Genomic DNA, 18404 nt, shown 5'->3' with positions numbered 1-18404 from the left:
GCCGCTTTCCGGTGAACGAACGGATGGCCGCCCCGGTAACGGGGCGGCCATTTTATTTTCCCCCCATCCGCTGCAGCAGGTGGAAGGCGGGTGGCGCCAGCATGATCACCAGCACCACCCGGATCATGTGATGGGTGGAGACGAAGGCCACGTCCTGGCCCAGCGCCAGGGCCACCAGGCACATCTCGGCGATGCCGCCGGGCACGAAGGCCAGCAGCAGGGCGGGAAAGGGCAGGTCGGACACCGCCGCCAGCCCGGCCGCCGCCGCCGCCGACACTACCAGCATCACTGCGGTGGCCCCCAGTGCCGGGCGAACCATCGCCGCCACCTCGGACCATCCCAGGCCGCGAAAGCGCGCGCCGATGGAGGCGCCGGTCACCACCTGGGCGACGATCACCAGTTCCGCCGGGGGTCTGGCGGCGCTGAGGGCGGCCAGATGCAGCCCGGCGCTCATGAGCATGGGGCCGGTCAGCGGCCAGGCGGGCAGTCGGATCAGCTTCGCGATCAGGGCGCCCGAGATGGCGCTGGCCAGCAGCGCCAGGGCGTCGGTGCCCGCCAGATCGGCCAGGCTTCCCATGCTTTGCGCCATGGGGATGGATTGGACATGGGCGATCAGGCGATAGCCGAACGGCACGGTGAACACGATCAGCAGAATGCGCAGGGAATGGGACAAGGCGATGGTGCGTTCATCGCCGCCCAGAGCGGTGCCGGTGATCACCATCTCGTTGATGCCGCCGGGGGCTCCGGAAAAATAGGCGGTGACCGGGTCCATGGCGGCGGCGCGGCGCAGATAGGCCACCACCAGGGCGGTGGTGGCCACCATGGCAAGGAACAGGACGACCAGGCTGGTGCTCCAGCGTGCCGCCCGCTCGGGCAGGTCGGGGGTGAAGGCGCTGCCCAGCATCAGGCCCAGCACCCCGATCATGGTGGCGCGCAGCGGCGGGGGCACCGCCGGTCCCAGGCCCGACAGCGAGGCGGCGGTGGTGACGGCGAGCGCGCCCAGCATCCAGGGCAGCGGCAGGTCGAGGGCGGCGAACAGCGCTCCGCCCGCGCCGCCGAGGCCGAGCCCCAGCAGCCATTGCCGCCAAGGGGCGGCCATCACGGCAGGAACTGCTCGGCGATGATGCGCTCTTCCAGGTTATGCTCGGGATCGAACAGCAGGGTCAGGTGCGAGGAGCGGTCCTCGCTGACCTCCACCTCGACCACGTCGCGCACCTCGGTATAGTCGGCCACGGCGCTGACCGGCCGCTTTCCCGCTTCCTGGATCTCGAACAGCACCTTGGCGGTATGGGGCAGCAGGGCGCCGCGCCAGCGCCGGGGTCTGAACGGGCTGATGGGGGTCAGCGCGGTGATGCCCGCCCCCAGCGGGATGATGGGGCCATGGGCCGACAGGTTGTAGGCGGTGCTGCCCGCCGGGGTCGACAGCAGGATGCCGTCGCAGATCAACTCGTCGAGGCGCACCTTGTGATCGACGCGAATGCGCAGCTTGGCGGCCTGGCGGGTTTCGCGCAGCAGCGATACCTCGTTCATGGCCAGGGCTTCCACCACCTCGCCCGCGCCGGTCCTGGCCTTCATGCGCAAGGGATGCAGGGTGACGGTCTGGGCCTTGGACAGCCGCTCGATCAGGCCGTGCTCGCGGAAGGCATTCATCAGGAAGCCCACCGATCCCCGGTTGATTCCGTAGATGGGAACCTTGCGGGCGATGAAGCGGTGCAGGGTTTCCAGCATGAAACCATCGCCCCCCAGGGCGACGATCAGGTCGGCCTCCTCGGGCGCCACATGGGGATAGCGGTCCTTCAGCCGACCCAGCGCCGCCTTGGCGGCCTCGGTCTCGGCGCCGACGAAGGCGATGGAGGAGAAATTCATGACAGCCTCGAAGGCGGGAAGCGAAAGGCGAGTATACAGCCTTTATCAGCCGCCGGTCACGCTCATGTGGCGGCTGACCGCCGGATGGGCGTTGCGATCGATGATGAAGTCGTGGCCCTTGGGCTTGCGGGTGATGGCCTCGGCGATGGCGGCTTCCAGCAGATGGTCGGATTCGCTGGCCCGCAGGGGGGCGCGCAGATCGGCGGCGTCGTTCTGGCCCAGGCACATGTAAAGCGTGCCGGTGCAGGTGACGCGGACCCGGTTGCAGCTTTCGCAGAAATTATGGGTCAGTGGGGTGATGAAGCCGATACGCCGCCCGGTCTCCTCCACCCGCACATAGGTGGCGGGGCCGCCGGTACGATAGTCGATGTCGGTCAGGGTCCAGCGGCTTTCCAGGCGGGAACGCACCAGCGACAGCGGCAGATACTGCTCGGTGCGGTCGGCATGGATCTCACCCATGGGCATGGTTTCGATGAAGGTGAGGTCGAAGCCATGGCTGCCGCACCAGTCCACCAGATGGTCGTGCTCGTCCTCGTTGCCGTCCTTGAGGGCGACGGTGTTGATCTTGACCGCCAGCCCGGCCGCCTTGGCCGCCATGATGCCCTCGATCACCTGATCGAGCTTGCCCCAGCGGGTGATGGCCTGGAACCGCTCGGGGTCCAGGCTGTCCAGCGAGATGTTGATGCGCTTGACCCCGGCCTGGGCCAGTCCATCGGCGTATTTCGCCAGCTGGGTGGCGTTGGTGGTCAGCGTCAGTTCGTCGAGATCGCCCGATTTCACCAGTCCGCCCAGATTGTCCACCAGGCTCATGATGCCGCGCCGGACCAGGGGCTCGCCGCCGGTCAGGCGGATCTTGCGCACACCGGCCCGCACGAAGGCGCCGCACAGACGCTCCAGCTCTTCCAGTGACAGGATGTCCGCCTTGGGCAGGAAGTGCATATCCTCGCCCATGCAATAGACGCAGCGCAGGTCACAGCGGTCGGTGACCGAGACGCGCAGATAGGTGACGCGGCGTCCGAACGGATCGATCATGACGGTTCCTCCATGCCCCTCGGCGGGGGCTTGCCGAGATGATATATAGGAAGCCTTGTGAAGAACAGGAATGGCTTTGATCAAGGACCCGCCCATGACCGTCACCGCCCAACCCGGTGTGCCCCCCATCGGCGCCGTCATATACGCCCCAGGCAACCCGCCCGAACGGCTGCTGGCCGATTTCGCCGCCGATCTGCTGGCGCGCGGCTTCAAGGTGGGCGGGCTGATCCAGCACACCCAGCGGGCCGAGGATGGCCGCAAGACCGACATGACGGTGACCGAACTGGATACCGGCCGCACGCTCTCCATCGGCCAGAGCCTGGGCAAGGCCTCCAAGGCCTGCATCCTGGACAGCCAGGCGCTGGCCGAGGCCTCGGGCGCCATGCGTCGCGCCGTGGAAGGCCGCGCCGACCTGGTCTTCGTCAACAAATTCTCCAAGTCGGAATGCGAGGGCCAGGGGCTGGCCTCCGACATGCTGGCCGCCGTGGCGGAAGGCCTGCCGGTGCTGACCGCAGTGCCCGGCGTGCTGATCGGTGAATGGGTGGACTTCACCGGCGGGCGCACCGACCTGCTGCCGCCCACCTGGGCGGCGCTGTGGCGCTGGTGGGGGCCGAAGCACCTTTATGCCGACATGGCCCAGGGCGTGGGCGAGGCCAAGGTGAAGCGGGTGGTCGTGGGGCTCAACTGGACCATGGTGGAAACGGAGGATGGCGTCGGCCTGGCCCAGACGCCGGAACGGGGGACACCCGCCTGTCTCGCCGCCCCCCAGGCGGGGGACCGGGCGGGCGGAGCACTGTCGGAACTGGCGGCCCTGGTGCGCTCCAACAATCCCTTCGACGTGGCCCTGGGCGTCGCCGCCTGCAACGCCCATTACAACCGTTTCGACCTGGAGGCCGAGCGCGACAACGGCCTCGACAGCTTTGGCCGTCCCGAGGGCGAGGCGGTGGTGATCGGCGCCTTTCCATCGGTGGAACAGCGCCTGCCCGGCATCAAGGTCATCGACCGCCGCCCCGGTCCCGGCCAGTATCCGGAAGAGGCGGCGGAAACCCTGCTTCCGGCGGCCGAAACGGTGATCATCACCTCGGCCACCCTGGCCAACCGCTCGCTGCCGCGCCTGCTGACCCTGGCCCGCGATTCCCGCGTCGCCCTGGTGGGGCCGGGGGCGCCGCTGACGCCCCGGCTGTTCTCCTACGGCATCGAGGTGCTGTCCGGCCTGATCGCCGAGGATATGGACGGGCTTGCCCGGGTGGTGGCCGAAGGTGGCGGCGCCAAGGACCTGAAGCGCTTCTGTCGCCCGGCCACCTTGCGCGCCCCTATCCCATGACCGACGTGACGCCCCCGCGCGTGCTGGTCAATGCCGTCCATTCCAAGAGCGGCGGCGGATTGACCTATCTGCGCAACGTACTGCCCTTGCTGGCCCGCGACTGGGATGTGCATGTGGCGATCCAGGCCGACCAGCAGGCCGATCTCGGCCCGGTCTGCGCCGAGGCGGGGGCAGTGCTTCACGTCCTGCCGACCTGGGGTAAGCTGGCCACCGTGCTGGTGCAGGAACAGGTGACGGTGCCGTTGCTGGCGCGGCGGATCGGGGCGCAAGTGGTGTTCTCGCCCGCCAATTACGGCCCCATCCTCGGCCCGCCCACGGTGATCCTGTTGCGCAATGCCTTCGAGGTCACCGATCTGGAGGCGCGCCTCGCCAAGCGGGTCTATTGGGCGGCGGTCAAGGCGCTCACCTGGGCCTGCTTCAAGACCTGCCGCCGCGCCATGGTGGTGTCCGAGCATGCCGGGCGGACCTTCCTCAGGGTGTTCGGGCTGGCCGACGATCCCCGCCTGTCGGTGGTGCATCACGGGGTCGGCGCCGCCTTCCATCCTCCGGCCGAGGGCGAGGCTCGCATTCCCCAGCGCCTGCTGGCGGTGTCCGACATCTATGTGCAGAAGAATTTCGAGACCCTGCTGCGGGCCATGGCGCTGCTGGCGCCGGACTATCCCCATCTGGAGCTGGACATCGCCGGGCGCGAGCTGGACCCTGGTTATGCCGCGACCCTGCGCGCGCTGTGCGACAAGCGGATGATCGGCGAGCGGGTTCATTTCCTGGGCGGCCAAGGCCCGGCCCAGGTGGCCGCGCTCTACCGCCGCGCCGCTGTCTTTGTCTTCCCCTCGCTGGTGGAGACCTTCGGCAATCCCCTGGTGGAGGCCATGGCGTCGGGCATTCCGGTGGTGTGCTCGGACGCCGCCGCCCTGCCCGAGGTGACGGGCGGCGCCGCCCTGCTGGCGCGGCCCCGCGACCATGTCCATATGGCGGAACAGATCCGCCGCCTGCTGGACGACCCTGCCCTGTGGGCGGAGGTCTCGGCCAAGGGACTGGCGCGGGCGGCGGAATTCTCGTGGGAGCGGACCGCCGATCGGGTGGCCGAGGTGCTGCGGCAAGCGGCCGGACGTTGAACCCGGTCCTGGGGCGTGGCACCATGCCGCCGAATTTTAAAGGCCGAGCGAGGCGAAGCCGAAGCGCGGGAGCGTTGAGCGACCCGGAGCTTTAGCGGAGGAGCCAAAGGCGCGCGAGCGCCCGCCCGGCGATTGAGGGGCACTGAATACCTTGCGCATATCCTGGTCCCTGGGCCATTGGCGGCCGGTGCTGCGGCACCTGGACGATCCGACATCGGTGGCATTGACGGTGGACGACGCCCCCATGCCCGACACCATGCCGGAAATGCTCGACCTGCTGGACCGTTTTGGCGCCAAGGCCACCTTCTTCATGAGCGGCTGCCGCGCCGTCCATGCCGATGCGCTGGTGGCCGAGACGGTGCGGCGCGGCCATGCCGTCTACGCCCATGGCTGGGACCATGTCCGGCTCGACCGAGAAAGTCCGGCGCGGTTGATGGAGGATATGGAGCGCTGCGAGGCGCTGCTGGCCCGCCACCGCCCGACGCCCAGCCCCTATCTGGTGCGGCTGCCCTATAACGGCGGCTGGCGCAACGCCTCGGTTCATCGGACGCTGGCGCGCTGGCGGCCCGGCTGCGCCGTGGTCCATTGGGGACCCAGCACCGAGGACCACCTGATCCCCACCCGCATTGAGCGGCCCGAGGATGTGGAGCCCCAGTGCCGCCGCGAGGTGGAGCGCATGCTGAACGATCCCCGCCTGCCCGGCGGCATCCTGCTGATGCATGACCAGCCCATCAACGAGCGTCCCGGCGGTCCATTCAAGCCCGCCGTCACCGTCACCCTGATGCGGCTGCTGCTGGAAGGCCTGACCGCCCGGGGGCTCAAATCCGTCGTCCTGCCGCCGCCACCGCCGCAAGCCTGGTGGCGGCGCTTCGCCCTGGTCTGAAGGAGTCGACCGCTTGCGCATCCTGCACACCATACCCGGTCGCAACTGGGGCGGCATGGAACATCGCACCATCGAGCAGGTGCGCTGGCTGACATCCCATGGCCACGAGGTCTGGCTGGCCTCGCCCGCCGATGGCCAGTCCTACAAGAAGGCCGAGGCCGCCGGGTTGCCAGTGGTGGATTTCGACTTCGACCGCCCCTGGAAGCCCGCCACGGTGCGCGCCTTCCGCAAGCTGGTGCGCCAGCTGCGGCCCGAGGTGATCGACACCCATGTCACCCGCGACGCCAAGGCCGCCAGCGCCTGTCTCGACCTCTGCGCCGTGGTGCGCTCGCGCCATGTCAACCAGCCGCTCAAGCCCTCGCTGATCCGCCGCGCCCAGTGGCGGCTGGGGGCGGACCACATCATCACCGTGGCCGAATGCACCCGGAGCCACCTGATGGAGATCGGACTGGCCGATCCCAAACGCTCGGTCTCCATCGGCGGCTGGGCCGACGAGCGCTTCTTCGACCTGCCCGACCCCATCGCCACCCGTGCCCGGCTGCGGGCCGAACTGACGCTGCCCGAGTCGGCCTATGCCTGGGTCTGTGTCGGCATGATCCGGCCCGACAAGGGCCAGGACCATCTGCTGAACGCCCTGGCGCTGCTGCGGCAGCGAGGGCTGGAGCCCTCGCTGGTGGTGGTGGGCTCGGCCACCGAGGAATGCGCCGACTATGAATCCGGCCTGTATCGCCAGGCCGAGTCCCTGGGCTTGTCGGGGCGGGTGGTGTTCACCGGCTATCGCGACGACGTCTCGGAGCTGATGCAGATGGCCGACGCGGTGGTGATCCCGTCGCTGACCGAGGCCCAGCCCCGCGTCGCGGTGCAGGCCTTCGCCGTGGGCAAGCCGGTGGTGGCCTCGGCGGTGGGCGGCGTGCCGGAGATCGTCTTCGATGGGAAGACCGGCCGTCTGGTCCCGCCCGCCGACCCCCAGGCCTTGGCCGATGCCATGGCCCAGGTGATGACCGATGGCGAGGGCACCGCCCGCATGGCGGCCAATGCCCGCAAGATGGCGGAAGAGACCATGCGTTTCGACCACCGCATGGCCCAGACCCTGGAGACCTATCGCACCGCCATGGCCCATGCCCGCACCCGCAAACTGCCCCGGTTCAAGGGGATCGGACCATGAGCGGGGTTACACTGAGCGCCCTGGTGGTGGTCTATAACGAGGAGAAGCGGCTGCCGTCTTGCCTGGAGAAGCTGGGCTTCGTCGACGAGTTGGTGGTGGTGCTGGACAAATGCACCGACCGCTCCAAGGAGATCGCGCTGGAATTCGGCGCCCGCATCGTCGAGGGAAGTTGGGACCGGGAAGGCGAGCGGCGCAATACCGGCATCGCGGCGTGTCGCACCGACTGGGTGCTGGAGGTGGACGCCGACGAGCATGTGCCGCCCGCCCTGGCCGAGGAAATCCGCCGCGTCATCGCCGGTTCCACTTTCGCCTGGCACGAAATCCCGGTGGACAATTTCATCGGTGAAAAGCTGGTGCGCCACGGTTGGGGCGCCAGCTATGGCAAGGCCGCCTATCCCGGCCTGTTCCGCAAGGAGGCCAAGACCTGGGGCAACGACCGGGTGCATCCCTCGCTGGTCTGGCGCGGCACCAAGGGGCCGATGCTGGAGAATCGCCTGCTGCACTACGTGGACAAGAACATCTCGGACATGATCCGCAGGCTGGATTCCTACTCCACCGCCCGGGCGAAAGATCTGCGCGAACGGGGCGAGACCTGGGGCGGCACCGCGTCCAATGTGCGGCGCATGGCGTCGCGCTTCTTCAAGTGCTATGTCCGGCGCGGCGGCTGGAAGGAAGGCGGCTACGGCTTCATCATCGCCACCTGCGCCGCGCTCTACCCGATGCTGTCGCACCTGAAAGCCAAGCACGAGAAGGAGTAGGACGCTGGTTTGCGTCGTGATACCATGTATGACGCCGCATCCCAGGAGATACCGCCATGGACGAGCCCGCCGCCAAGATTCAAGTGTCGCTGCGCGTTCCCGCCGATCTGGTGGAGGCCTACGACACCATGGCCAAGGCTATGGAGCGTGACCGCAGCTGGATGATGCTGCGCGCCCTGAAGCAGTATCTGGAAAGCGAGGAGGGGTCGGACACCCTGGCCGAGGCAGAGGGCATCGCCGCCCTGGACCGGGGTGAAGGGGTCGATTTCGACACGGTGATGGATGAGGCCGACGCCATCATCGCCGCCGCCGAGGCCCGGCTGGCCAGGAAGGCCGGATGACTCCTACCCGTTTGGCCAGGATGTCGCCTGCCGCTCAGGCGTGGTATCTGGCCGAGATCGCCTATATTTCCGAGCGCAATCCCGATGCCGCCGCCAAGATTTCCCGCATGATCCGCGCCGCCCGCCAGACCCTGGCCGACTATCCCAAGATTGGGCCGCCGGGCCGTTCTCCGGGGACGCGGCGGATGGTGGTCGGCCCCTATGTTCTGACCGTGCGCCTGCGCCGGGGAGAAACCGAAACCATCCATATCCGCCACGGTCGCCAGACCGACAAGAGCAAGGAATAAGGCATGGCCCGCATCGTCATGACCGACGACGGCATCAGCTTCGACGGCGCCACCCTGGAGGAGCGCCCGCTGGGCGGTGCCGAGACCTCGTTCATCGAGATGGCCAATGCCCTGGCGGCGCGCGGTCACGATGTGCTGGTCTGTAACAAATGCGAGGCGGAGAAGACCCATCGCGGCGTCACCTGGCGGCCCATCGCCCAAGGCGTGCCCGACACCGCCGACCTCTACATCCCCAATCGCGGCGACAAGCTGATCCGGCTGTGTCCCGCCGCGAAAAAGACCATCTTCTGGATTCACAATCCGGCCGGATACCTGATGAAGTGGCGCTATCAATGGAAGCTGGCGTTGCGCCGTCCGGTGATCGTGTTCTCGGGGGCCAGCCACGCCTCCACCTATCCCGGCTGGGGCTTCGCCGGTGGGCGGGAAACCGTGCCCTACGGCCTGACCGACATCTTCTGCCATGCCGTCGAGCGGGCCGAGCCGCCGCCCCCCCGGGTGGTGTTCACCTCGAACCCCATGCGCTCGCTGGACTGGCTGCTGGACCTGTGGGAGGCCCGCATCCGCCCGGCGGTGCCAACGGCCGAGCTGCATATCTTCGCCGGAATCGCCACCTATGGCGCGGCCGGGGCAGCCAAGGCCGGACGCATGGGGCCGGTGCTGGAGCGTGCCGCCACCCTGGGCGATGCGGGGGTCATCCTGCGCGGCCCCGTCCCCAAGACCCAACTGGTGGAGGAACTGGCCCAGGCCCGCACCCTGCTCTATCGCGGCGATATCGGCGAGACCTTCTGTTCCGCCGTGGCCGAGGCCCAGGCCATGGGCGTGCCCGCCGTGCTGGGCGATATCGCCTGCATGAACGAGCGGGTGGTCCAGGGCGAGACCGGCTGGTGCGTCAAGGGCGACGACGCCTTCGTCGAGGCGGCGCTGCCGCTGCTGACCGATGATCAAGTCTGGCGCCGCTTCCATCGTGCCTGCCTGGACAAGCAGCGCTCCTGGCGCTGGGATCACGCGGCGGCGGAGTTCGAGCGCATCGGCGGTCTGGCCTGATGCGGATTCTGTTCGTCACCGCCAGCCGCATCGGCGACGCCGTGCTGTCTTCCGGCCTGCTGGCCCATCTGGCGGAACGCTACCCCCAGGACCGCTTCACCGTCGCCTGCGGCGCCCCGGCGGCGCCGCTGTTCAAAGCCGCGCCCTTCGTGGACGAGGTCATCCCCATGGTCAAGCGCAAGCGGGCCGGGCACTGGCTCGACCTGTGGACGCGCACGGTGACGCGGCCGTGGCGGCTGGTGGTGGATTTGCGCGGCTCGGCCATCGGCTGGCTGGTGCCCGCCTTGAGCCGCCGGGTGCTGAAATCCTCGTGGGAACCCAAGCACCGGCTGGAACATCTGTCCTCGGTGCTGGGGCTGGACCGGCCCCTGGCGCCGCGCCTATGGGCGACGGCGGAGCAGCGGGCGCGAGCCGCCGAGTTGATCCCCCCGGGCGGCCCGGTCCTCGCCATCGGCCCCACCGCCAATTGGGGCGCCAAGCAATGGCCGGGCGAGAGCTTCGCCCAGGTGATCCAGGCCCTTACCGCGCCAGGGGCCATACTGCCCGGCGCAATGCTGGCGGTCTTCGCCTCCGCCGACGAGCGCGCCAAGGCGCAAGCGGTGCTGGACTCGGTACCGCCCGAACGGCTGATCGACCTAGCGGGCGGGGTGGACCTGCCCACCGCCTTTGCCTGCCTGGAACGATGTTCCTTCTATCTCGGCAATGATTCCGGGCTGATGCACATGGCCGCCGCCTCGGGCATTCCCACTTTGGGCCTGTTCGGCCCGTCGTCGGAGGTGTTCTACGGCCCCTTCGGCCGCCATTGCGCCAGCGTGCGCGGCCCGCGCTCGTTCGAGGATATCTGCCACGCGCCCGACTACGATTACCGCAGCCAGGACTGCATGATGCGCGACCTTCTTCCCGAGCGGGTGATCGCCGCCGCCGAAAGCCTGTGGATTCGGCGCCAAGGCTGCGCTACATCTCCGGGACTTTTTTGAAGAATCGGGTCGCGCCATGAATTCCACCAGGATCGTCGTCATCGGATTGGGCTATGTGGGCCTGCCGCTCGCCGTGGCGCTGGCGCGGCATTTCCCCACCACCGGCTTCGACATTTCCACCGATCGCATCAAGGAGCTGCACAAGGGCTTCGACCGCACCGACGAGGTGGAGCCGGCCAAATTGCGCGCCAGCACCTTGAAGCTGACCGCCGATGCCGCCGCCATCAAGGGCGCCGACGTCTATATCGTCACGGTGCCCACCCCGGTGGACGAGAAGAACGAGCCCGACCTGCGCCCGGTGCTGGCCGCCAGCGGCACGGTGGGGCGCGTCCTGGCCAAGGGCGCGGTGGTGGTGTTCGAATCCACCGTCTATCCCGGCGTCACCGAGGATATCTGTGGCCCCGAGCTGGAGCGCATCTCGGGCCTTGAATGCGGCGTCGACTTCTTCCTGGGCTATTCGCCCGAGCGCATCAATCCCGGCGACCGCGAGCATACGGTGGACCGCATCACCAAGGTGATCGCGGGCCAGACCCCCGAGGTCACTGCTTTGCTGGCCAAGGTCTATGGTGCCGTCACTACCGGCGGCGTGTTCAAGGCCGCTTCCATCAAGGTGGCCGAGGCCGCCAAGGTGATCGAGAACTCCCAGCGCGACATCAATATCGCCTTCATCAATGAAATCACCCAGATATTCCAGAAGCTGGGCATTTCCATCTATGACGTGCTGGACGCCTCGGCCACCAAGTGGAATTTCCTGAAATTCATGCCCGGTCTGGTGGGCGGCCACTGCATCGGCGTCGATCCGTTCTATCTGGCCCGCTGCGCCCAGGATCACGGTCTCAATCCGGAAATCATCCTGGCGGGGCGGCGCATCAATGACGGCATGGGTCCCTGGATCGCCGGGCAGATTTCCGCCCAGTTGCCCCCCGCCTCGCGCATCCTGGTGCTGGGCCTGACCTTCAAGGAAAACGTGCCCGACCTGCGCAATTCCAAGGTGGTGGACGTGATCCGCACGCTGCGCGATCTCGGCCATGCGGTGGAGGTTCACGATCCCCTGGCCGACCCGGCCGAGGCCGCCCATGAATACGACGAGACCCTGATGCCGTCCCTGGACGGCGCGGGCGGCTATGACTGCCTGATCGGGGCGGTTCCCCATGCCCCCTATCTCGGCTTCACCGACGAGACCTTCTCGGTTCTGGTGCGGCCGGGCGGTCTGGTGGCCGACGTCAAGGGCATGTGGCGGGCCATGGACGTGCCCGAGGGCCTTCGGCTGTGGCGGCTGTAGCGGCGCCTGATTCCACACTGCGTATCGACAAGTGGCTGTTCTTCGCCCGCTTCTTCAAGTCCCGTTCCCTGGCGGCCGCGGTGGCCGAATCCGGCGAGACCCTGGTCAACGGAAGGGTGGTGGCCAAGGCGTCGCAGCCGGTCAGGGTGGGTGACGAACTGGTGTTCCCCACCGGGCCGAGGCGGCGCCGCGTCCGCGTCCTCGCCCTGGGGGAGGCCCGACGCCCCGCCCCGGAAGCCCGGGCCTTGTACCAGGAGCTTGCCGAGGGGTAATCTCGCATAAGCTTCCCCCAGTATGGATGTTTCGCCATGAAGCCCCTTCTTGCCGCCTGTGCCCTCGCCCTGCTGACCGCCGTCCCGGCTTTGGCCGGGGACAAGGACGTCACCATGTGGAAGTCGCCCAGCTGCGGCTGCTGCGGCGGCTGGGCAGCCCATATGGAGAAGAACGGCTATCGGGTGAAATCCGTGGACGTGGATGATATCGACCGTATCAAGAAGGGCCTGGGCGTGCCCCCGGCCCTGGCCTCCTGCCACACCGCCAAGGTGGGTGGCTATGTGGTGGAAGGCCATGTCCCGGCCGAGGCGGTGGACCGTCTGCTGAAGGAAAAACCCAAGGTGGGCGGCTTGGCCTCGCCCGGCATGCCCTCGGGCTCTCCCGGCATGGAGGGACCGAAGGAGGACAATGTGGTGCGGGTCATCGGCGGCGCCAATCCCGGTTCCGTCTTCGCCACCTATTGAGGCCGATCATGGCCGCGCCGCTGCTTCGCCATCGCACCTTGCGCCTCGCCCGTCCGGCCGAGGCCGAGCGTCTGGCGGCGCTGCTGGGCGAGGGCATCGTGGCGCTGGAACCTGTATCGGACGGGCGGCGGCTGCGGCTCACCTACGATCTGGACCGCGTCACCCTCGCCCAGGTGGTCCAGCGGCTGGAAGCCGCCGGGCTGGCGCCGCGATCGGGCCTGCTGGCCCGCTGGTGGCTGGCCTGGGCCGGTTTCCAGGACGACAACCGCCGCGACCAGTCCCGCATCGAACATCAGTGCTGCAACCGGCCGCCCGGCGGCTCGTGACGGTTCGGTGTCAAATGGCGATATCGCTTTCCCGCCTTCGGGTGTAGCCTAAACCAAAGGCATGGTTGGGCGAGGGGAAGCGCCATGAAGACTTCGCGGTCCGAAACCCTGGTGGGTGATATCTGGGGCGGCACCGCCGCCATGCTGGTGGCGCTGCCCTCGGCCATCGCCTTCGGCGTCACCATCTTCGCCGCCCTGGGCAGCCAATACGGCGCCCAAGGGGCGGTGGCGGGCATTCTCGGCACCGTGGCCATGGGGCTGCTGGCGCCGCTGTTCGGCGGCACCAATCGGCTGATCAGCGCGCCTTGCGCCCCGGCGGCCGCCGTGCTGTCGGCCTTCGCCATCGACCACATGGCCCGGGGCGGCGATCCCCGCCTCGGCCTGCTGTTGCTGGCCCTGCTCGGGCTGATGGCGGGCGGCCTCCAGGTGCTGATGGGGGCGCTCAAGCTGGGCCGCCTGATCAAATACATGCCCTATCCGGTGGTCAGCGGCTATCTGTCCGGTGTCGGCATGATCATCATCGCCAGCCAGTTGCCCCGCTTCCTGGGAACCCCCAAGGGCACCAGCTTCTGGAACGCGCTGGCCTCGCCCAATCTGTGGCGCTGGCAGGGCATGGCGGTGGGCGGCGCCACCATTGCCGTCATGCTGCTGGCCCCCAGGGTGACCAAGAAGGTCCCCGCCCCGGTGCTGGGCCTGGCGGCGGGCATCCTGACCTATCTCGGCCTGGGATTGATGGACCCCGCCCTGCTGACCCTGGCGGGCAACAGTTTCGTGGTGGGGACACTGGGCGGCGGCGAGGGTAGCGTGCTCGACGCCCTGGCGGCGCGCGGCGCCTCGCTGGGCCAGTTGGGTTTCGGCGTGCTGCGCGATCTGCTGGTGCCGGCCCTGACCCTGGCGGTGCTGCTGTCCATCGACACCCTGAAGACCTGCGTGGTGCTCGATGCCCTGACGCGCACCCGCCACGATTCCAATCGTGAGCTGATGGGCCAGGGCATCGGGAATCTGGCCGCCGCCGCCCTGGGGGGCGTGCCCGGCGCGGGGACCATGGGCGCCACCCTGGTCAACATGTCCAGCGGCGCCGCCACCCGGCTGTCGGGCATGGTGGAAGGCATCGCCGCCCTGATCGCCTTCGTGCTGCTGGCGCCGCTGATCTCGTGGGTGCCGGTGGCGTCGTTGTCGGGCATCTTGCTGGTGATCGGCGTGCGCATGATCAACTGGAGCAGCCTCGCCTTCCTGAAGTCGCGCTCCACCGTGCTGGATTTCTGCGTCATCGCCGCGGTGGTGGCCTGCGCCTTGTCGGTCAGCCTGATCGTGGCGTCGGGGGTGGGGGTGCTGCTGGCGGTGCTGCTGTTCCTGCGCGAACAGGTTCACGGCTCGGTGGTGCGCCGCGTCACCAGCGGCGAGGTCACCCATTCCAAGCGGGTCCGGGTCCACGAGGAAATGGACATCCTGGCGGAAAAGGGCGGTCAGTTCGCGGTGGCCGAGTTGCAGGGCAGCCTGTTCTTCGGCACCACCAGCCAATTGTTCCATTCCCTGGAAGCCGATCTCAAGCTGCGGCGCTACCTGATCCTGGACATGCGCCGGGTGCAGTCGGTGGACATCACCGCCGCCCATATGCTGGACCAGATCAAGGACATGCTGGGCGAACGCGGCGGCATGCTGATTTTCAGCCATATTCCGCGCTCGCTGCCCAGCGGCCGCGACATGCAGCACTATTTCGACCAGTTGGGGCTGGTGCGCTCGGGCCATCCGGTCAAGGTGTTCGGCGAGGTGGACGAGGCGGTGGAATGGGCCGAGGACCACATCATCGCCGAGGCGGCCCTGGTGGCGCCCGAGGAAAGCCCCCTGGAACTGGCCGAGATCGAGCTGTTCAAGGGCCGCAAGAAGGAAACCCTGACCGAGCTGGAAGGCCATATGGAGGCCCGGGTGGTTCCGGCGGGCGAGAAGATCTTCTCGGTGGGCAACCAGGGCGACGAGTTGTTCCTGATCCGCAAGGGAGCGGTGCGCATCGTGCTGCCCCTGGCCGACGGTCAGGTGCGCCACCTCGCCACCTTCGGGCGCGGCTCGTTCTTCGGCGAGATGGCCTTCCTGGACGGCGAGACCCGCTCGGCCGACGCCATCGCCTTCACCGACGTTCACCTGTTCGTGCTGTCACGCCGGAATTTCGACGGCTTCGCCGACAGCCACAAGAAGGTCGGCCTGGTGCTGATGGAGGGCCTCGCCAGCATCCTGGCCGGTCGGCTACGCTACACCAACGCCGAATTGCGCGCCTTGGAAGCCTGACGGGTTAGTCCGGGCAGATCAGTTCCACAGTGTCGTCGCCCACCGAAATCTCGGCGGGCAGGCGGGCGACGATGTCGCCGTCGCCCTGGACCGGCGCGCCGCGCGGCCCGGTGATCAGGATGGAGCGCGCCGAGACCACCTGGACCTCGGGCAGTTCCGACAGCCGCCCCATGGGCAGGGCCAGGCCATAGCGCACCACGCCGCCGATGCCTGAATTGGGCAGGATGCAGACATCCAGCTTGGGGGCTTCCAGGCTGGCATCGGGGGCGGCGACAAAGGGACCGCCATAGAAGCGTCCCTTGCAGGCCACCACCATGCGGCCCTCGTATTCGACGCCATCGGCGCGGATGCCCAGCACCGGGAAATCGTAGCCCACCGCCTGTTTCAGGCTTTCCACCACATAGGCCAGCTTGCCGGTGCGGCGCTTCAGGGCGATGTTGACCCCGGCCACCACATGGGCGTCGAGACCGGCGCCCGCCATCAGCAGGAAGCGGCGGCGATTGGCAACGCCCACATGGACGTGGCGGGCATGGCCGAAAGCGATGGTCCGTGCGATCTGGTCGCAATCCTTGGGGTCGAGGCCGATCTCGCAGGCCAGGACATTGGCGGTGCCCAGGGGGATGACCCCCAGGGCGACTCCGCCCGGCCCCCGGCCCAATCCGTTCAGGACCTCGTTGACGGTGCCGTCGCCCCCCGCCGCCACCACGGCGTCGCAGGTATCGGGCGATGCCAGGGCAGCGAAGTCCTCGGCGTCGCCCCGCATGCGGGTTTCGCGGCAGACCACGGCGGCGCCCAGGCGCTCCAGCCGGTCGATCACGTCTTGCAGGCGCTTGCGCTTGTGGCGCCCGGCGGTGGGATTGTGAATGACCAGCACCCGGCGCGGCGCGGCGGTCGGTTCGGCGATGGCGGTCGGGGCGCAGGAAATGGACATGAGGCCGTGTATATATCGGCGCGCCGCCGCATCAGCATTAAATAAATGTTACAGATATGAGGCTGAAACATTAAATGTAATGGCCGAGAATCAAAATATATGTACTTGTCACCCCTAGGGATACTAAAAGTCACGGAGAAACGTTACCGGAAATTAAGGTTGGACGCTTCATCATGAATGCCAGTCCAGAGACAAAGCGGCGTTACCGGACCATTTGGATTTCCGATATCCATCTCGGGACACGTGGCTGCAAGGCCGATGATCTGCTGGATTTCCTGAAGAACACCGAGTCCGACACCTTGTATCTGGTGGGCGACATCGTCGACGGCTGGCGCCTGCGCCGCTCGTGGTACTGGCCCCAGGCCCATAACGACGTGGTGCAGAAGATCCTGCGAAAAGCGCGCAAGGGCACCAGCGTCCTGTTCATTCCCGGCAATCACGACGAATTCGCCCGCGAATATCACGGCCTGCTGTTTGGCGATATCCGGGTCGAGACCACCGCCCTCCACCAGACCGCCGATGGCCGCACACTGCTGGTGCTGCACGGCGACGCCTTCGACGGGGTGGTCAAGCACGCCAAGTGGCTGGCCCATCTGGGCGACGGCGCCTATACCCTGGCCCTGGCCGCCAACCACTGGTTCAATGTGGTGCGCCGCCGCCTGGGCTTTCCCTATTGGTCGTTGTCGGCCTATCTCAAGCACAAGGTCAAGAACGCGGTGCAGTTCATGGCCAATTTCGAGCAGGCCATGGCCGAGGAAGCACGGCGCCACGGCGCCGACGGCGTGGTCTGCGGCCATATCCACCATGCGGAAATCCGCGACCACGGCGGCGTGCTCTACTGCAACGACGGCGACTGGGTCGAAAGCTGCACCGCCCTGGTGGAGGATTTCGACGGCCATCTGGAAATCGTCCACTGGCTCGGCCGTCCCGGCGTTTCCACCATCAGCGAAGAGCGTAAGGAGCAGGAATGCGCATACTCGTCGTCTCGGATGCTTGGCGTCCTCAGGTCAATGGTGTCGTCCGCACCCTCGACACGCTGAAGACCGAGCTGGAACGCACCGGCCACGACGTGGTGATGGTGACGCCGGACCGCTTCCGCAGCATTCCCTGTCCGACCTATCCGGAAATCCGCCTAGCGCTGCGTCCCGGCCCCAAAGTGGCCCGCATGATCGAGGAGGCGCAGCCCTGCGCCATCCACATCGCCACCGAAGGCCCGCTGGGCTGGGCGGCGCGACGCTATTGCATCCGCCGGGGCATCCCCTTCACCACCGCCTACCACACCCGCTTTCCCGAATACATCCAGGCCCGCTTCCGCCTGCCGCTGCGGCTGTCCTACGCGGTGATGCGCCGCTTCCACGGCGCGTCGTCGTCGGTGATGGTGGCGACCCAGGGCATCGAGACCGAACTGGCCCGGCGTGGCTTCGCCAGGATCAGCCGCTGGTCGCGCGGCGTCGATACCGAGCTGTTCCGGCCGCGCCCCGAGGCCAAGGGCGAGACCGGCCCCTTCGCCGGTCTGCCCGGTCCCATCTTCCTCTATGTGGGCCGGGTGGCGGTGGAGAAGAACATCAAGGCCTTCCTCGCCATCGACCTGCCCGGCACCAAGGTGGTGGTGGGCGACGGCCCCCAACTGGACGAGATGAAGCGCAAGCATCCCGAGGTGCATTTCACCGGCGCCAAGTTCGGCGAGGAACTGGCGGTGCATTACGCGGCGGGCGATGTCTTCGTCTTCCCGTCGCGCACCGACACTTTCGGCCTGGTGCTGCTGGAGGCGCTGGCCTCGGGCCTGCCGGTGGCGGCCTATCCGGTGCCCGGTCCCAACGATGTCATCGGCAGCCATCCGGCCGGAGTGCTGGACGAGGACCTGGGCAAGGCGGCTCGGGCGGCCCTGGTCATCGACCCGGCCCTGTGCCGCGCCCATGCCCTGGAATTCTCGTGGGGGGCGGCGGCGCGCCAGTTCGTGGACAATCTGGCGCCGTTCGAGACCTTTCCCGCCCCCGGGCGTCCGGCTCGGCGCTTGTCGGCGGCCTGATCGGGGACTAGACTCAGGGTCTTA

20 protein-coding genes are annotated in these 18404 nt (G+C 67.9%); 16 read left to right on the top strand and 4 right to left on the bottom strand.

Translation table 11 applies throughout. The annotated features are described in order from the left end of the window. Window positions 1-52 precede the first annotated feature (52 nt). Genes A6A04_RS15350 through moaA form a run of 3 tightly spaced genes read right to left on the bottom strand, consistent with a single transcriptional unit; the run spans window position 53 to window position 2898 of the window. The gene (locus A6A04_RS15350) at window positions 53-1099 is read right to left on the bottom strand and encodes an AbrB family transcriptional regulator (protein ID WP_068494401.1); all 1047 of its coding nucleotides are present in this window, start codon (window positions 1097-1099) and stop codon (window positions 53-55) included. Beyond that, complete coding sequence (locus A6A04_RS15345; RefSeq protein WP_068494399.1) at window positions 1099-1866, bottom strand: NAD kinase; 768 nt, start codon at window positions 1864-1866, stop codon at window positions 1099-1101. The genes A6A04_RS15350 and A6A04_RS15345 overlap by 1 nt, the downstream gene beginning before the upstream one ends. 45 nt (window positions 1867-1911) lie before the next feature. Continuing rightward, window positions 1912-2898, bottom strand: a complete 987-nt coding sequence (gene moaA, locus A6A04_RS15340; RefSeq protein WP_068494397.1) for a GTP 3',8-cyclase MoaA — start codon at window positions 2896-2898, stop codon at window positions 1912-1914. A gap of 70 nt (window positions 2899-2968) precedes the next feature. Here moaA and A6A04_RS15335 point away from each other — a divergent pair, with 70 nt between their 5' ends. The 14 genes from A6A04_RS15335 (at window position 2969) to A6A04_RS15270 (ending at window position 15420) form a co-directional block, all read left to right on the top strand. Beyond that, window positions 2969-4222, top strand: coding sequence for a DUF2478 domain-containing protein (locus A6A04_RS15335; RefSeq protein ID WP_245651223.1), 1254 nt, complete (start codon window positions 2969-2971; stop codon window positions 4220-4222). Next, window positions 4219-5337: a glycosyltransferase family 4 protein gene (locus A6A04_RS15330; protein WP_082914964.1), complete on the top strand. Its 1119-nt coding sequence runs from the start codon at window positions 4219-4221 to the stop codon at window positions 5335-5337. The genes A6A04_RS15335 and A6A04_RS15330 overlap by 4 nt, the downstream gene beginning before the upstream one ends. A gap of 151 nt (window positions 5338-5488) precedes the next feature. Continuing rightward, the gene (locus A6A04_RS15325; protein ID WP_068494394.1) at window positions 5489-6220 is read left to right on the top strand and encodes a polysaccharide deacetylase family protein; all 732 of its coding nucleotides are present in this window, start codon (window positions 5489-5491) and stop codon (window positions 6218-6220) included. A 13-nt stretch (window positions 6221-6233) separates the two neighbouring features. Beyond that, window positions 6234-7385: a glycosyltransferase family 4 protein gene (locus A6A04_RS15320; protein ID WP_068494392.1), complete on the top strand. Its 1152-nt coding sequence runs from the start codon at window positions 6234-6236 to the stop codon at window positions 7383-7385. Then, window positions 7382-8143: a glycosyltransferase family 2 protein gene (locus tag A6A04_RS15315; RefSeq protein WP_068494390.1), complete on the top strand. Its 762-nt coding sequence runs from the start codon at window positions 7382-7384 to the stop codon at window positions 8141-8143. The genes A6A04_RS15320 and A6A04_RS15315 overlap by 4 nt, the downstream gene beginning before the upstream one ends. 56 nt (window positions 8144-8199) lie before the next feature. Then, the gene (locus tag A6A04_RS15310) at window positions 8200-8484 is read left to right on the top strand and encodes a CopG family ribbon-helix-helix protein (protein WP_068494388.1); all 285 of its coding nucleotides are present in this window, start codon (window positions 8200-8202) and stop codon (window positions 8482-8484) included. Then, on the top strand, window positions 8481-8771 hold the full coding sequence (locus tag A6A04_RS15305) for a type II toxin-antitoxin system RelE/ParE family toxin (RefSeq protein WP_068494386.1): 291 nt from the start codon (window positions 8481-8483) through the stop codon (window positions 8769-8771). Before A6A04_RS15310 ends, A6A04_RS15305 begins: the two co-directional genes overlap by 4 nt. A 3-nt stretch (window positions 8772-8774) precedes the next feature. Further along, window positions 8775-9815: a glycosyltransferase gene (locus A6A04_RS15300; RefSeq protein WP_068494384.1), complete on the top strand. Its 1041-nt coding sequence runs from the start codon at window positions 8775-8777 to the stop codon at window positions 9813-9815. Further along, complete coding sequence (locus A6A04_RS15295; protein WP_068494383.1) at window positions 9815-10792, top strand: glycosyltransferase family 9 protein; 978 nt, start codon at window positions 9815-9817, stop codon at window positions 10790-10792. The genes A6A04_RS15300 and A6A04_RS15295 overlap by 1 nt, the downstream gene beginning before the upstream one ends. A 16-nt stretch (window positions 10793-10808) precedes the next feature. Beyond that, on the top strand, window positions 10809-12074 hold the full coding sequence (locus tag A6A04_RS15290; RefSeq protein ID WP_068494381.1) for a nucleotide sugar dehydrogenase: 1266 nt from the start codon (window positions 10809-10811) through the stop codon (window positions 12072-12074). Beyond that, window positions 12062-12346: an RNA-binding S4 domain-containing protein gene (locus A6A04_RS15285; protein WP_068494379.1), complete on the top strand. Its 285-nt coding sequence runs from the start codon at window positions 12062-12064 to the stop codon at window positions 12344-12346. Before A6A04_RS15290 ends, A6A04_RS15285 begins: the two co-directional genes overlap by 13 nt. A gap of 36 nt (window positions 12347-12382) precedes the next feature. Next, window positions 12383-12811, top strand: coding sequence for a DUF411 domain-containing protein (locus tag A6A04_RS15280; protein WP_068494377.1), 429 nt, complete (start codon window positions 12383-12385; stop codon window positions 12809-12811). 8 nt (window positions 12812-12819) lie between these two features. Further along, window positions 12820-13137 carry a hypothetical protein gene (locus A6A04_RS15275; protein WP_068494376.1) on the top strand — a complete coding sequence of 106 codons (318 nt, stop codon included), beginning with the start codon at window positions 12820-12822 and terminating at the stop codon, window positions 13135-13137. Window positions 13138-13221: 84 nt separating this feature from the next. Further along, the gene (locus A6A04_RS15270) at window positions 13222-15420 is read left to right on the top strand and encodes an SLC26A/SulP transporter family protein (RefSeq protein WP_068494374.1); all 2199 of its coding nucleotides are present in this window, start codon (window positions 13222-13224) and stop codon (window positions 15418-15420) included. 4 nt (window positions 15421-15424) lie between these two features. On the opposite strand, the gene A6A04_RS15265 is transcribed toward A6A04_RS15270, so the two are convergent. Beyond that, window positions 15425-16351 (bottom strand): diacylglycerol/lipid kinase family protein, encoded by a 927-nt coding sequence (locus A6A04_RS15265; RefSeq protein ID WP_068494372.1) that lies wholly within the window; start codon window positions 16349-16351, stop codon window positions 15425-15427. 173 nt (window positions 16352-16524) lie between these two features. On the opposite strand from A6A04_RS15265, the gene A6A04_RS15260 reads away from it, so the two are divergent. After that, window positions 16525-17391 carry a UDP-2,3-diacylglucosamine diphosphatase gene (locus A6A04_RS15260; protein WP_068494370.1) on the top strand — a complete coding sequence of 289 codons (867 nt, stop codon included), beginning with the start codon at window positions 16525-16527 and terminating at the stop codon, window positions 17389-17391. Beyond that, entirely contained in the window at window positions 17319-18380 is a 1062-nt protein-coding gene (locus A6A04_RS15255; protein ID WP_068494368.1) for a glycosyltransferase family 4 protein, read from the top strand. Before A6A04_RS15260 ends, A6A04_RS15255 begins: the two co-directional genes overlap by 73 nt. The last annotated feature ends 24 nt before the right edge of the window (window positions 18381-18404 follow it).

It is taken from the genome of Paramagnetospirillum marisnigri (assembly GCF_001650715.1).
Taxonomy (GTDB): domain Bacteria; phylum Pseudomonadota; class Alphaproteobacteria; order Rhodospirillales; family Magnetospirillaceae; genus Phaeospirillum; species Phaeospirillum marisnigri.
This window is presented reverse-complemented; position numbering and strand designations above follow the sequence as displayed.

Coding starts and splice junctions, on each gene's coding strand:
- A6A04_RS15280 (WP_068494377.1), top strand. CDS start 12,383: ATGAAGCCCCTTCTTGCCGCCTGTGCCCTCGCCCTGCTGACCGCCGTC.
- A6A04_RS15270 (WP_068494374.1), top strand. CDS start 13,222: ATGAAGACTTCGCGGTCCGAAACCCTGGTGGGTGATATCTGGGGCGGC.
- A6A04_RS15300 (WP_068494384.1), top strand. CDS start 8,775: ATGGCCCGCATCGTCATGACCGACGACGGCATCAGCTTCGACGGCGCC.
- A6A04_RS15350 (WP_068494401.1), bottom strand. CDS start 1,099: ATGGCCGCCCCTTGGCGGCAATGGCTGCTGGGGCTCGGCCTCGGCGGC.
- A6A04_RS15330 (WP_082914964.1), top strand. CDS start 4,219: ATGACCGACGTGACGCCCCCGCGCGTGCTGGTCAATGCCGTCCATTCC.
- A6A04_RS15345 (WP_068494399.1), bottom strand. CDS start 1,866: ATGAATTTCTCCTCCATCGCCTTCGTCGGCGCCGAGACCGAGGCCGCC.
- A6A04_RS15260 (WP_068494370.1), top strand. CDS start 16,525: ATGAATGCCAGTCCAGAGACAAAGCGGCGTTACCGGACCATTTGGATT.
- A6A04_RS15315 (WP_068494390.1), top strand. CDS start 7,382: ATGAGCGGGGTTACACTGAGCGCCCTGGTGGTGGTCTATAACGAGGAG.
- A6A04_RS15335 (WP_245651223.1), top strand. CDS start 2,969: ATGGCTTTGATCAAGGACCCGCCCATGACCGTCACCGCCCAACCCGGT.
- A6A04_RS15290 (WP_068494381.1), top strand. CDS start 10,809: ATGAATTCCACCAGGATCGTCGTCATCGGATTGGGCTATGTGGGCCTG.
- A6A04_RS15275 (WP_068494376.1), top strand. CDS start 12,820: ATGGCCGCGCCGCTGCTTCGCCATCGCACCTTGCGCCTCGCCCGTCCG.
- A6A04_RS15255 (WP_068494368.1), top strand. CDS start 17,319: ATGCGCATACTCGTCGTCTCGGATGCTTGGCGTCCTCAGGTCAATGGT.
- A6A04_RS15295 (WP_068494383.1), top strand. CDS start 9,815: ATGCGGATTCTGTTCGTCACCGCCAGCCGCATCGGCGACGCCGTGCTG.
- A6A04_RS15305 (WP_068494386.1), top strand. CDS start 8,481: ATGACTCCTACCCGTTTGGCCAGGATGTCGCCTGCCGCTCAGGCGTGG.
- A6A04_RS15265 (WP_068494372.1), bottom strand. CDS start 16,351: ATGTCCATTTCCTGCGCCCCGACCGCCATCGCCGAACCGACCGCCGCG.
- A6A04_RS15310 (WP_068494388.1), top strand. CDS start 8,200: ATGGACGAGCCCGCCGCCAAGATTCAAGTGTCGCTGCGCGTTCCCGCC.
- moaA (WP_068494397.1), bottom strand. CDS start 2,898: ATGATCGATCCGTTCGGACGCCGCGTCACCTATCTGCGCGTCTCGGTC.